Annotated in this window: 11 protein-coding genes; 4 read left to right on the top strand and 7 right to left on the bottom strand. The window is 69.2% G+C overall.

Going from position 1 to position 12,464, the window contains the following annotated elements:
* Positions 1–646: 646 nt before the first annotated feature.
* The 3 genes from KGD87_RS16675 to KGD87_RS16665 all read right to left on the bottom strand — a co-directional run bounded on the left by KGD87_RS16675 (position 647) and on the right by KGD87_RS16665 (position 3,852).
* Complete coding sequence (locus tag KGD87_RS16675; RefSeq protein WP_284668388.1) at positions 647–1,660, bottom strand: metallophosphoesterase; 1,014 nt, start codon at positions 1,658–1,660, stop codon at positions 647–649.
* Between the two features lie 141 nt (positions 1,661–1,801).
* Positions 1,802–3,322: an RICIN domain-containing protein gene (locus KGD87_RS16670; RefSeq protein WP_284668387.1), complete on the bottom strand. Its 1,521-nt coding sequence runs from the start codon at positions 3,320–3,322 to the stop codon at positions 1,802–1,804.
* 272 nt (positions 3,323–3,594) lie between these two features.
* On the bottom strand, positions 3,595–3,852 hold the full coding sequence (locus KGD87_RS16665; RefSeq protein ID WP_284668386.1) for a hypothetical protein: 258 nt from the start codon (positions 3,850–3,852) through the stop codon (positions 3,595–3,597).
* A 478-nt stretch (positions 3,853–4,330) separates the two neighbouring features.
* On the opposite strand from KGD87_RS16665, the gene KGD87_RS16660 reads away from it, so the two are divergent.
* From KGD87_RS16660 to KGD87_RS16645, 4 genes are all read left to right on the top strand, one after another.
* Positions 4,331–5,818 (top strand): aKG-HExxH-type peptide beta-hydroxylase, encoded by a 1,488-nt coding sequence (locus KGD87_RS16660; protein WP_284668385.1) that lies wholly within the window; start codon positions 4,331–4,333, stop codon positions 5,816–5,818.
* The gene (locus KGD87_RS16655) at positions 5,815–7,272 is read left to right on the top strand and encodes an aKG-HExxH-type peptide beta-hydroxylase (protein ID WP_284668384.1); all 1,458 of its coding nucleotides are present in this window, start codon (positions 5,815–5,817) and stop codon (positions 7,270–7,272) included. The genes KGD87_RS16660 and KGD87_RS16655 overlap by 4 nt, the downstream gene beginning before the upstream one ends.
* A complete protein-coding gene (locus KGD87_RS16650; RefSeq protein ID WP_176410444.1) occupies positions 7,269–7,421 on the top strand; it encodes a hypothetical protein in 153 nt (50 codons plus the stop codon). Before KGD87_RS16655 ends, KGD87_RS16650 begins: the two co-directional genes overlap by 4 nt.
* A gap of 116 nt (positions 7,422–7,537) precedes the next feature.
* Positions 7,538–8,989 (top strand): NAD(P)/FAD-dependent oxidoreductase, encoded by a 1,452-nt coding sequence (locus KGD87_RS16645; protein ID WP_284668383.1) that lies wholly within the window; start codon positions 7,538–7,540, stop codon positions 8,987–8,989.
* Between the two features lie 22 nt (positions 8,990–9,011).
* Here KGD87_RS16645 and KGD87_RS16640 read toward each other — a convergent pair whose 3' ends face one another.
* Genes KGD87_RS16640 through KGD87_RS16625 form a run of 4 tightly spaced genes read right to left on the bottom strand, consistent with a single transcriptional unit; the run spans position 9,012 to position 12,171 of the window.
* On the bottom strand, positions 9,012–9,464 hold the full coding sequence (locus tag KGD87_RS16640) for an acyl-CoA thioesterase (protein ID WP_255208159.1): 453 nt from the start codon (positions 9,462–9,464) through the stop codon (positions 9,012–9,014).
* Positions 9,385–10,461 (bottom strand): YheT family hydrolase, encoded by a 1,077-nt coding sequence (locus KGD87_RS16635; protein WP_284668382.1) that lies wholly within the window; start codon positions 10,459–10,461, stop codon positions 9,385–9,387. The genes KGD87_RS16640 and KGD87_RS16635 overlap by 80 nt, the downstream gene beginning before the upstream one ends.
* Positions 10,454–11,176 (bottom strand): hypothetical protein, encoded by a 723-nt coding sequence (locus tag KGD87_RS16630; protein WP_284668381.1) that lies wholly within the window; start codon positions 11,174–11,176, stop codon positions 10,454–10,456. The genes KGD87_RS16635 and KGD87_RS16630 overlap by 8 nt, the downstream gene beginning before the upstream one ends.
* A gap of 2 nt (positions 11,177–11,178) precedes the next feature.
* Positions 11,179–12,171 carry a fatty acid desaturase gene (locus KGD87_RS16625; protein WP_284668380.1) on the bottom strand — a complete coding sequence of 331 codons (993 nt, stop codon included), beginning with the start codon at positions 12,169–12,171 and terminating at the stop codon, positions 11,179–11,181.
* Positions 12,172–12,464 lie beyond the last annotated feature (293 nt).

The following is a 12,464-nucleotide window of genomic DNA, read 5'->3' as shown; positions in this document are numbered from 1 at the left end:
GCCTTTGTCGTGGAGTGTGCTTCCCATACGAGGAGCGTGATGACTCCAATGGCCAGAATCGTGAATGCCCCGCCACGTCGCATGCGCCGCTCCCGCGTCTCCGTCCTTTTCCGACGGTAGGGAGCCGCGGCGGGGCAATCCTCACGGAACCATCATGATTGGCTCAGCAGTGGCGCAGCGGAGGCGCGACAGCAGGACGCAGCGGTTCGCGTGGGAGTGCATGCGCGCGGGGGGGCCGGAGTCACTCCCGTAGCTCGCTGTTCGGAAATGTCGGGGGTTTTGCGCCGCGAAATCTCCCGACATTTCCGAACAGCGAGCTGCCCAGGTGCGCCCCGGCCATCGGGGCGCCTCGCCTCATGGCGCAGCTCAAAAAGCTGAGCGACGGCGTCGCCGCGGTGGACGAACCCTCTGGCTGCATCGCGCGGAAGAATGGCCGCCAGGGCGGACGGGGTGGCCTGATGCAGCCAGGAGCGGGTCCGCAGCCGCCACTTGCGCAGCAGCGCCGTGACTTTGCTTCATGCCAGCGCAATGGGGCTGAAGTCGGGACGGCAGGGCGGCGGGAAGAGGACCCGGTCGCCGCGCGAAGAGACGGCACCTCGGCGAATGCAACGGCCCGCACGCCGCGCCGCCGCACCTGCGCAGCCCCTCATTTCTTCCGAGGCTTCGGGGCCGCGGGACGAGCCGGCGCGGCGGGGGGCTCCACGGTGTCCAGCGTGACGGGGCCCTCGCGGTACAGGGCGTTGACCTTGCCGCCGCGAAGCTCCAGGGCCGCGAGGTTCCGCCCGTACCCGGTGCTCAGCCCGGTGTCGATGAGCAGCGCCTTGCCGTTGAACCGCACCTTCACCTTGCCGTCGCGGTTCGTGGTGTGCCCCATGACCATGCGCCTGGCGCCATAACGCTTCAGCACCGCGTCCAGCGCGGACTCGGCGTCCCGCGGCTCGCCCAGCGCGTAGCCTCGGAACCACAAGGGGCCTTGGGGGTCCCGAGCGCCGCCGGGCGGATGGTCGGGGAAGAAGTCCTGGCGCACCCAGCGGTTGAGCTCGGCCAGGTTGCCGCCGGGGACGCCGGGCGCGACGCCGCCGTGCACGAAGAGCGTGTCATTGATGCGCACCACCGCGGCGTGCTTGCGCAGCCACTGGCCGTAGCGGCCCTGAAGGCTGTACGCGACGCGGTGCCCGTTGAGGCCGGGCGGGGCGTCGGCGCTGTCCTGTTCGGGGCTCAGGTCCGCGAACGACGCCATCTCCCCGGGGCTGACGTAGCGCACGTCGCCCAGCATGTTCATGGCCTCGTGGTTGCCGAGCAGGGCGTGGACCCGTCCGCCCGCGGCGAGCGCTTCCTGCTCCAGCCGCATGAGCAACTCGAACGCCGCTCGCGTCTGGTCGCCCCGGTCCGGCACGTCGCCCGTCTGGACCAGGTGCGTCTTGCCGCCAATCCACCGGTCCTTCGCGTCGATGAGGCCGGCGAGCCGCAGCACCTCCCTCAGGGCGTCCACGTCGCCGTGGACGTCGCCCACGGCCACCACGCGCGCCACGCCGGTGAAGGTGTCGGGGACCGCGTCCTCCAGCCGAGGCGGCGTCGGGGCCTTGGGCGGGGGCGCCGCCGCCAGGAGCAGCGGAACGAGCACCAGCAGGGGAGGCGTGCGGAGCAGGGAGGGGGCCATGGGGATGTCCTCCGGTGAGACGGCGCGCCTGGGCTGGCCGGCCCTGGCGCGCTGGAGGCCCTCAGCGTGTCACGCCCGAGCGGCCCGCGGTGCCTGAATCGCCTCCAGGCACCGAGGTCGCTCGTTCAGGCGACAGAGGGTTTAGCGGTGCTCCCACTTCTGGTTCGGGTAGCCCGTGCACTCGTAGATGATGAGCCGGGCGCCGCTGGCCGTGTTGTGGTTCACGATGTCCACGCACTTGTTGGCGTGCACGCTGACCAGGTCACCCGCGCCGCTCAGCACGAACTGCTGCGCCGGGTTGCCGCTGCAGTTGGCCAACTGGATGGCCGCGCCGTTGGCCGTGGAGGCCCAGGCCACGTCCATGCACTTGCCGCCCGCCTGCACGGTGCCGTTGACGAACGTCCACCGCTGCGCGTTCGTGCCATTGCAGTCCCACATCTGGAGCTGCACGCCGTCGGAGAAGTTGGAGTTGGGCACGTCGATGCACTTGCCGTTGAGGCGCGACACGAAGGCCCGTCCACTGCCGCCGCCACCGCCCGTCGTGCGGAGCGTCAGGCCGTAGGCGCCCAGGATGGGGTTGACGGGCTGGTAGAACGTCTGCGGGTTGCTATCGGAGCACGTGCCCGCCACGCCGGACGTCACGCCCTGGGCCTGGTTGCCGGAGATGACGGAGCCGCCGGAGTCACCGCCGGCCGCGCAGGCGTTCGTCCTGTGGAGGCCGTACACGGGCCCGACGGAGTAGTTGACGGTGATGTTCTTCGCCTGGAGCACGCCGCACCGCCAGCCGGTGGTGTAGCCGGAGCGGCAGATGGAGGCATTCACCGGCGCCTCCTGGGAGCCCGCCACGGTGACGTTGCCGCCGCTGTAGTTGTTGACCCACGGCTGCGGCGTCCACGAGCCATTGGTGGCCACCCAGCCGTAGTCGGCGCCGGGCCAGACGGAGCCACGGATGGTGCCCAGGGCCACGCCGTTGTGCCCCGTGGTGGGCGTGCCCGCGCCGCCGCAGTGGCCGGCGGTGACGAAGCCCCCCCCGTTGACGGGGAAGCCCACCGAACAGCGGTAGTTGCTGAAGTAGTACGGGTCACCGCCGCGCAAGTCGTAGGCGGGCTCGGGGGCATGGCTGGAAGCCACCACGCGGAGGCTGTCGTCCTTCAGGCCCGAGCTCCGCGCGATGAAGGCGTCCGCGCGCAGCTTCGTCTGGCTGGAGGCGTCCACGTAGACGACGACGCTGTTCGTCGGCAGGTCGACGTACCAGGAGTGGATGGCGGGCGAGAGCGCCTGGACGTTCTGGTCCAGCTCCGCCTTCACCTGCTCCAGCCGCGCCAGGCTGCGCGCCACGCGCACGGCCCGCACGCCGGCGACCCGGGCCTTGGCGAGGCGGGACTCGTCGGTGACGCCGACGATGAGCTGGCCGCCCTCCGAGTCGAGCCAGGCGCCACCGAAGGCGTCGCCCAGTTGTTCACGCATCGTCTGCTCCAGCCCGGGCGCCTTCGCCTCGAAGGACAGGCGCTGGTGCACCTGCTGCTCGGTGAGGCCGAGGTCCCGGCGCATCGCGGAGACGATCTCCGGCGAAACATCGTTCGAGGCCTCGGCGGCCATCGGCAGGCCCGTCAGGGTGGCAAGGCCGGCGAACATCGCCGCGGTGGAAAGCCAATCAGACATTCGGTTCATGGAAGTAGATGGGGTGTTCCCGCGGCAGAGCGAACGCCAGGGCAGGGGACAGCGCCTGCGCGTGGGAGTGAGAGGGATTCCCTGGCGTGATGTGGAGCCCGCATGAGCATGCGGCATGCCAGCGCGCGTGCAAGGACTTCCAGGGCGAAGGAGGTGATGGCGTATGTCCCTCTCGCAATTTTCTGACGGACAGGTGGTGACAGCCGTCCTCAGCTGGTGACAGGTGTTGCCACCTGTCCGTCAGGCGGAAGCGGTGGCTGGCCTCAGTTGCAGCAGTACCGGTGGGTGGGGCACACGCGGCCGTCGCTGCAGACGGAGACGCAGTAGCTCTGGTTGTAGTCACAAATCATGTCCCGGCGGTTGCGACAGGCCGAGTCATCTTCGAAGCTACAAGGGATGATGAGCTCCTGGCTCGTCTCGTCGAGCGCGGCCTCCGCTTCCGGCGCTTGCACGCCACCACAGCCCCACAGCCCACACGACAGCACCACCGCGAGTCCCGCGCTCCGCATCCAGGTCGGCATCGTTGTCTCCAGCGTTCGGTCCCGTTCATCGGGACGTGACCGCAGTCTAGTCCAGGAAGCTCCGACTGCACCGGTGACTCAAGCATCCGTTTGATAATGGATGTGTCACCGCCTGGGAATTTGGCAGCCACACCGGAAGGATATTCCAGGAGGTTTTGGGATTCTTGTGGGAGGACCGCGCTTCAGGGGGACCGGAGTCGCTGTCACCCCCACGTCATGGGCTGTCGGGTCATACATGACCGGGCAGGCGGTTCCGCGCAGGGCCAGTCAACGCAACGCGTCTTCATTGATGCGCTGAGACAGTCTCTTTCCAGAATGAGCTGTCTGATTGGCACGCGGAATAAAGCGAGGGCAGCGCGCTGTCTTGGCGTCTTGTGCTTGTGACAGGGGGCGTGGGTTGATAGCTTGAAGTTCCGAAATGCTGTTTATGCCGGGATGGCTGATTTTTGATGAGTCTGTCATCCGAGGAGAGAGCAGCGTGCGACAGATTGAGGTCATCCGGCAGCTCGACCATCGGTTCCAGCAACAGGTGCCGTTTGGAGATTCGTCGAAAATCGTGTTGCGTGTCATCGAGCGCTACAAGTTCGTCCTGGAGGTGTTGTCGCGCCAGGACGCGCGGCTGCGAGCGCTGGCGGAGCGCATCGAGGCGCTGGACACCGCGTCCGTGAATGTCTTGTTCGGTGACCTGCTCGTGCGCGCCGCGCTGGAGACGGCCATCAGCAAGCTGGAGACGACGGGGCCGGTGGGGGCGGTGCGTGACACCTTCCCGGCGCTGCTCGGCGAGGCGCTGGATTCGCTGGAGGAGGGCCGCGGCGTGTCCGTCGCACGCAAGGCGATGGGGCGTGACTTCGCGGTGGGGCCTTCGGGCCGCACGTGGGTCTGGGACCTCCCGGACACGCCGTCGCGGGTCGGGGACCTGCTGCGCGACAGCATCCGCACCGGGTTCATGCCTGGGGCCCAGAGCAGCGTCGAAATCATCCGTCCGACGCCGCGCATGGTGGAGGGCCTGGAGCGGGCCTGTGAGCTGCTACGGCGGCTGGTGCCGGAGATGGCGCAGAGCGTCTTCCTGCACCTGCACTGCATCGCCGTGGCGAACATCCGGGGCCCACGGGGCCGGATGCTCACCGGCTCCGGGGGCGACGGCACGCCGTGCATGATTTTCATCGACCCGGACGAGCTGGAGAACCCGTGGGACACGGCGGGCCACATCCTGCATGAGGCCATTCACCTCAAGCTCTCCGACCTGATTCGCACGGGCGCCATCGTGACGGATGACGACCCGGTGGAGCTGCCCTGGGGACGGCGGACGGCCCTGTCCAACAGCGTCTTCGCCTACCACGCGTACGCGCACATGCAGGTGTTCCGCGAGGCGGTGAAGCACCTGGGGCCAGACTGCTACGCGGAGTTCGGCGCCCCCCGTGACTACGACGCTCCGGCCCACGCGATGTCGGTGGTGAAGAACGACGTCAAGCCCTACTCCCGGGCCGAGGAGCGGCTGGCGTACCTGCACGCGCAGCTCTCCGGCCCGCTGTCGCCCCGGGTGACGCCCTACGGGCGCGAGCTCGTCGCGTGGCTCTGGGACACGGTTCGCCCCCTGGTGGACGGCGTCACTGGCAGCGACGTCGCTCCGCGCGCCGCGGCCTCCACGCCGGCGCCGATCCGCTCCAGCCGGGCACCGTCGTCGGTGCGTTACCGGCAGGGGCGGAACCTCTCGTTGCGCCGCTCCCCGGCCTCGGAGGTCCTGTTCGCGCTGGACCCGGCGTCGCGGAAGATTCTCACCCTGAACCTGTCGGCCTGGCTCGCCTTCGAGCTGTGCGACGGCAAGACGGAGGAGGAGGTGCTCTCCTCGTACACCTCGACGCTGGGGCTGGGGGCCGAGCGCGCCTGGGCGCAGCTGGCGCCCACGCTCAGGGGCCTGGAGTCGAGCGGGATGATTGAGCAGGTCGCCGAGGGAGGTGCGCCGTGACGAACGTCCTGGGCGTCATCCAGACGGCGGACCGGGCGTTGTCGAGCCACCCCGCGTTCGGGGACTCGCCGCGAATCCTGGCGAAGGTGCTGACCCGCTACCGCTTCGGCGTGGAGCTCTTCGCGGAGCGGCTGCCCTCGCTGTCGCGCGCGGTGGCCGCGGTGGAGGCGCTCAGTGATGCCGAGGCGCGCCGCGTCTTCTTCGACCCGCTCGTGCGCCTGGCGCTGGAGCAGGCCTTCTCCGACCTGGAGGCAGGGCGGCTGACGTCGCCCCACCCGGTGGAGGAGATGCTGCCGGGGGCGCTGGAGGCGCTGCCGCTGGGCCTGTGCGAGTCGCGCATGCCGTCGCGCTGGCAGGTGGGCTCGGCGGTTCCCAAGTGGCTGTGGGACGTGGCCCAGCCCACGGACGCGTACTCGCGGGCGCTGCATGCGGCGTTCGACGGTGTCTTCGGCGCGAAGTCCAAGAGCGGCGGGACGCTCCTGAGTCCGCAGGCCAAGGCGCAGCGGACGCTCAATGACTCCATCGAGCTGCTCTCCCTGCTGCTGCCGCACTCGGGCGCGAGCGCCCTGACGCACGTCGACGCCATCGCGCTGCTCAGCGCGAAGCTCGAAGGCGGCACCGTCCTGTCCGCCGCGGGCGGGGACCTGACGCCTTCCACCATCTTCCTGGCCTTGGAGGAGCTCGGGAACCCCTGGGACATCGCCGGGTGTCTGCTGCACGAGGGGCTTCACATGAAGCTCTTCGACGCGACCCGCTCGGTGGCGCTCATCGCGAAGCCGGAGGAGACGGTCCAGGTCCCCTGGCGTGACATCCGGTGGACGAGCGTGCGCGCGGTGTTCTCCTATCACGTGTACGTCCACCTGGCGCTCTTCAAGGCGGCCGCGCTCACGGCGGACCGCGCCCTGACGGAGCGCTTCGGAGACCCGTCGTCATACGTCTCGCGCCCGCACGCGACGTCGGTGGTGAACAACGACGGCGCTTCGCCCTACGGCCGCTCGGTGGACCGGGCCCGCTTCCTGGGAGAGATGTTGCTGACGGAGTGGGCGCATCTGCTCACGCCTCAGGGACGCGACTTCGTCCGGTGGCAGCGCGAGTCCCTGGCGCCCGTGGACCGCGAGCTCTTCCTCCAGGACGCCAGACCCCAAGCCCGTGAGCAGGCGCGGGCCGCCTACCGCAAGGTGGACGGGCTGCGGGTCCGCCCGTCGAAGCAGGGCGAGTGCTTGATGGTGTTCTCACCGGCCGCGCCGCGCATTCACTGGCTGGACCTGAATGCGTGGCTGATTTTCGAGCTCAGTGACGGCAGGACGTACTCCGACATGGAGCGGGCCTACCTCGAGGTTGTCGGCGCGAGAGTGGCCCCGGACGAAGCGCGCCGACAGTTGCGTTCGGGGCTCGACTCACTAGTACGCAGTACCCTCATAGAGCCAACACGGCAGCAAGGAGACGTGGCATGAACAACGGATCGCAGTGGCTGGAGACCGTGAAGAACCTGGTGGCCGAGAAGGACCTGCTCCAGGAGCCGAGCGTGACGTGTGGGTCCAGCGCGGAGCGCCAGTGGTGGCCGCCCTACATCGTCAACGACACGTCCAAGAAGGAGGACTGACCTGCCGTAGGGTCAGTCTGAAGTCCTGAGGGTCTGCCCGCCGTGTCCGCGCTCCCATCGAGCCGGATACGGCGGGCGTTGTGCCGTATCCCCATGCCGCCGAGGGCAGCGAGCGAATGGACACCTATGACATCGTGGTGGCGGGCAACGGCGCGCTGGGCCTGGCGACCGCGCGCGCCTTGACGCGGGTGGACCCCCGGCTGCGCATCGCAGTGGTCGGTCCTGTCAGCCGTCCCGCGGGCGCCTCTCCCGCCGCTGGGGCGATGCTGGGGTGCTACGGCGAGGTGACGGCGCCCTTGCTGCGCACCGCGCCCGGCCGCGCGAAGCATGCCAAGGGCGTGCTCGCCGCGCGCCTCTGGCCTTCGTGGCTGGAGCAGCTCAATGGCGAGCTGCCCGAGGACGCGCACGTCCACGTCCGCCCTGGCACCATCGTCTTCAGCAACGCCAAGTCCGGGACGATTGAGGACGAGAACTTCATCGCCATCCAGCAGGCGGTGAAGGACGAGGACGAGCCCCACGAGCTGCTGGACCCCAACCAGGTGCCGGGCCTGAATCCCGCGGAGGACTGCCGGCCCAAGCAGGCGCTGTTCCTGCCCCGCGAGGGCTCGGTGGATGCGAGCCGCCTGCTGCGGGCGCTCACCCTGTCCCTGGAGCAGTCGCCGCGGGTGACCGTCGTGGATGGCGCGGTCAAGGCGCTGGACCTCCAGGGGGGCCGCGTGACGGGCGTGCGGCTGGAGGATGGCCGCGCGCTGAGCGCCGCGCAGGTCGTGCTCGCCATGGGCGTGGGGACGCAGGCGGTGCTCGACGAGCTGCCGGAGCTGGCGCGGCGCATCCCCCGCATCTTCAGCGGCGGCGGGACGTCACTGCTGCTCCAGGTGCCCCGGCCGTCGCTCCAGCACGTGGTGCGCACGCCGAACCGGGCCTTCGCCTGTGGCCTTCATGGCATGCCCCGCGGGGAGGGCCAGCTCTACTTCGGCGCGACGAACATCCTGATGGCGCGGCCGATGCTGCGCACCACGCCGGCCGACATGTACTTCCTGCTGGAGTGCGTCCTGGAGCAGATTGACCAGGACCTCTGCGGCGCGCAGCTCGTCGCCTGGCAGGCGGGAAACCGGCCCGTCACCGTGGACACGTGTCCGCTCATCGGACCGACGTCCGTGGAGGGACTGTGGCTGCTCACGGGGACGTACCGCGACGGGCTGTTCCTCTCCCCGCTGCTGGGGCAGCACATGGCGCGGCGGGTGTGCGGGCAGAGCGGCCTGGTGGCCGAGGACTTCCCGCCGGAGCGCAAGCCCATCTCCCTCTACACGCTGAAGGAGGCGCGCGCGGAGGCGCTCAAGCACTACCTGGCCATGGGGTGGGAGCACGGCATCCGGCTGCCCAAGGTGGGCTGGCACCGCGCCTTCCCTCGCTTCTACCAGCAGATGCTGGACTCGCTCTACGACGCGCTGGGGGAGGAGGAGTTCGTCATGCCTCCGGAGCTCCTGGCCATCGTCGACAGCAACCGCGCGGCCATGGTGCCCTTCTTCCGCGACTACTACGCGGAGGTCCGCAAGGCCTGGGCGTGAGGCGGGCCCAGGCCCGGGGCGCTCAGCGGCTCTCCGCCACCGTCCGGTTCTGCCGGGCCGTCACGGCCTCGAGCACCGTCGCCGGAGGGACGACGCCCTCGCGCCCGAGCAGCACCGCGGTGGACTCGCCCTCCGCCACCACCTTCCCTCGCGAGAGGAACTGGTGGGTGGCATAGAAGTACTTCTCGTCCCAGCGGGTAATCGACATGGACACGGTGTACTTCTGGAACGGGCGAAGCGGCTTTTTGTAGTCCATGGTGTGGCGCACGATGATGGGCGCCCACTTCTGCTTGAGCATGAGGGCCAGCAGGCCCGTGCGGATGAACAGGTCGACCCGGCTCAAGTCGCAGACGGTGAGGAACCGTCCGTTGTTCATGTGCAGGTTCAGGTCCAGGTCATTGGGCAGGACGCGCTGCTCCAGCGTGCTCGTCAGCGCGTCCACGCGCATCTCCGGCTTCCAGAGCGAGGAGAGCATGACCCACAACATCCTGAGATAGAGATTCATGTGCTTCGGACGGCTCCTGCAGGAAGAACGAGATGAGCCGGGCCGGCGGGTAGTACCCCAGCCCGGAGGAACGCTGATACATGAAGCCCAGGTGCCCGCCATGCGGCGTCAGCTCCAGCCGCACGTGCTCCCGCAGCGCGCGCGCGTCGGGGAGCGTGTCCCGGGCGACGAGCGGGTCGTCCTCGGCGTTGAGGATGAGGAAGGGCACCTCGATGCCCGACAGGAACTGCTGGCTGCTGCACCGCGCGTAGTAGTCTGGCGCGTCCTTGAAGCCGTGGAGGGGCGCGGTGAAGACCTCGTCGAAGGCCTGGATGTTGCGCATCCCGTTCAGCGTCCCAACGCGTGAGGCGAACTCCGGCAGGTGGGCCTTGAGCCGCGCGACGCGCTTGTACGAGTTCAACACGCGGAGCTGGTAGAGCTGGTTGATGCCTTCGCAGGCCCGCCGGGCCGTGCTGCCCAGGGAGAACGTCAGGGACACGGCCGCCGCGGCGGACAGGTGGCTGGCGTGGCCCGTCTCCGCCAGGTAGCGAATCAACATGCTGCCGCCCAGGGAGAAGCCCACGCCATGGAGCGGCGTGTGGGGCTCCCGCTCACGGATGAAGCCCACCAGCCAGGCCAGGTGGTCGGTGAAGCCCGCGTGATAGAAGGGGGCCCGCCGGTTGGGCACGGCGCCGCCCCGGTGGCACAACACCGCCGCGCGCAGGCCGCGCAGGGACAGCTCCGACAGCAGGCTGCGGACGTAGGTGGAGTCCTGCGTGCCCTGCATGCCGGGCAGCAGGATGAACAAGGGCCCTGGCCGCGTCCGGTTCAGCCAGTACACGTCCACGAAGTCACCGTCCGCCAGCTCGTGGCGGACGTGCTCGGTGAGCACGTCGTGACGGCGCCGGTCCAGGTGCGGGACGACGGTCTGCACGTGGGAGAAGCGCAGCCACCAGGGGACGTGGAAGGCGTTCGTGGGCTCAGCCATGGACGGTCCGCGCGGGGGCCTCTTCGGGCAGCGGCATGCCCACCTCGGCCATGACGGCCAGGTCCTTCTCCGTCAGCGCGCGGGTGCGCCGCCGCACGATGTCCGCCCCCAGCACCAGGTTGAAGTTGGACACGCCGCCATAGCGGTGGTGCAGGAAGTGGTTGCGGTAGACGGCGCGCATGTAGCGGGTCCGCAGCAGCCACGCCAGCCACCGGGGCGCGGTGCGCTGTCCTTCCTCGAAGGGCAGGTGCAGGTACGGGTGGACGAAGTGGCTCATGAAGGGCGGCAGCAGCAGCGTCACGCAGCCGGCCAGGAAGGCAATGGGCTTGAGCGTGAAGTAGAACACCGGGAAGAAGATGACCAGCGGGGCCACGAAGACGAAGACGCCCTCGCCGTGCAGCCGGGTGGCGAAGGCGCCGTTGATGATGGTCCGGCCGTGCTTGCCCCGCTGAAGCAGCTCCTCGGTGAGCTTCTGCTTCTCCTCCTCGCTCCGGAACTGCGTCACGTGGCTGCTCCGGAAGGTCCTCACGTGGTGGATGGTGTGGTGGGAGAAGTGCGTGTTGATCATCGGCCGGAACAGCCGCGGCGCGCGGTTCCAGAAGCGCACCGCCTTCGGGCGCGCGTCGGACACGTACTCGTGCATGAAGGACTCGACGTACGAGGAGATGACGTACCCCAGCGCGAGTCCAAGGAGGACATGGACGTAATCAGGCATGTTCAGCGTTCCTCGCCGGGGAAGGTCAGCAGGCGGCCCAGCTGACCTGGCGGCTCGATGGAGGGCGGGGCGGCCAGCGGTGTCCTGGCCTGGCCCGCGTGGACAGGGGGAAAGCCCGTCATCCTGCCGGTGGCCTCGTCGTACACCTTGAGGCGGAAGGCGAGCACCGACTCACGCAGGCCAAGCCGCACGCCCTCTTCGACCAGGCCGTGCCGCTCCATGTAGCCGCGCAGCAGGTAGTTGGGGAGTTGGGGCTTCAGGTGATGGACGTGGTGCAGGTTGATGGCGCCGAAGAGCCACTCGAAGGCGCGCGGCAGCACCAAATGACTGCTGCCCTGGAGCGCCGAGCCCTTCAGGGACCACCGCGCCCGGGGAACCCAATAGGGCCGCTCCACCTGGTGCTGCACGAAGAAGAGCCAGATGCCCAGGCCCGCGGCCACCTGGGTGATGATGAGGTGCACCACCAGCCACCGGGGCCAGTCACCCAGCGCGAGGAACGCGAGGTGGACGGCCACCAGCGCCAGGTTCGTCACCAGGATGGAGCGGCGCTCGGGCCCGCGCTCCTTCGGGACGATGCCCGGCATGCGGAAGCGCAGCAGGAACTGGAAGATGGGCCCCACGCCCAGGAGGATGGCGGGGTGCCGGTACAGCCGGTAGCGCAGGCGCTGGGCGGGCTTGAGCGCCAGGTACTCCTGGGTCGTCATCGTCACGATGTCGCCCACGCCGCGCCGGTCCAGGTCGCCGCTGGTGCCATGGTGGACCAGGTGCATGGCCCGCCAGTACGCGTGCGGCGCCAGCGTCAGCATGCCCAGCACCACGCCCACCCGGTCATTCGTCACCGGACGCTGGAACAGCGAGCGGTGGGCGCAGTCGTGCTGGAGGATGAAGACCCGGACCAGCACGACGCCCGCGAGCACCGCCAGCGCCACGCCGCCCGCCAGGGATTGGGCGAGGACGACATAGCTGGCCCCCGCGAGCAGGACATAGGCGCCCACGCATCCCACGAGCTGGACCCCGCTCCGCCAGGGGCTGGGCCGCCAGGCCTGGCTGGCGGCGACGGACGTTGTGTCTGAAGTGGAATCAGGTGCCATGACTGTCACGAGGCAGCGCCCCTCCCCCAGGTGCGACTCTTTCGGAGATTTCGGACATAACGTGCGTTGATTCTGGAATCAAGAATCTCCGGGAGCATGTCCACTTGACGTCAAGAGCCGCCTTGAGGGGGGGCTTCACGTCAGGTCTTCGGCAGGGGACCTGGTGGGTGACACGGTTTCGCGTGGCATGCGCGGAG

The sequence above is a fragment of the Myxococcus sp. SDU36 genome (genome assembly GCF_030168875.1).
GTDB lineage: Bacteria > Myxococcota > Myxococcia > Myxococcales > Myxococcaceae > Myxococcus > Myxococcus vastator.
This window is presented reverse-complemented; position numbering and strand designations above follow the sequence as displayed.

Bases quoted from the DNA above. Each gene is read 5' to 3' on its own strand.
- KGD87_RS16675 (WP_284668388.1), bottom strand. From the start codon at position 1,660: ATGGCCCCCTCCCTGCTCCGCACGCCTCCCCTGCTGGTGCTCGTTCCG.
- KGD87_RS16670 (WP_284668387.1), bottom strand. From the start codon at position 3,322: ATGTCTGATTGGCTTTCCACCGCGGCGATGTTCGCCGGCCTTGCCACC.
- KGD87_RS16665 (WP_284668386.1), bottom strand. From the start codon at position 3,852: ATGCCGACCTGGATGCGGAGCGCGGGACTCGCGGTGGTGCTGTCGTGT.
- KGD87_RS16650 (WP_176410444.1), top strand. From the start codon at position 7,269: ATGAACAACGGATCGCAGTGGCTGGAGACCGTGAAGAACCTGGTGGCC.
- KGD87_RS16645 (WP_284668383.1), top strand. From the start codon at position 7,538: ATGGACACCTATGACATCGTGGTGGCGGGCAACGGCGCGCTGGGCCTG.
- KGD87_RS16640 (WP_255208159.1), bottom strand. From the start codon at position 9,464: ATGCTCTCCTCGCTCTGGAAGCCGGAGATGCGCGTGGACGCGCTGACG.
- KGD87_RS16635 (WP_284668382.1), bottom strand. From the start codon at position 10,461: ATGGCTGAGCCCACGAACGCCTTCCACGTCCCCTGGTGGCTGCGCTTC.
- KGD87_RS16630 (WP_284668381.1), bottom strand. From the start codon at position 11,176: ATGCCTGATTACGTCCATGTCCTCCTTGGACTCGCGCTGGGGTACGTC.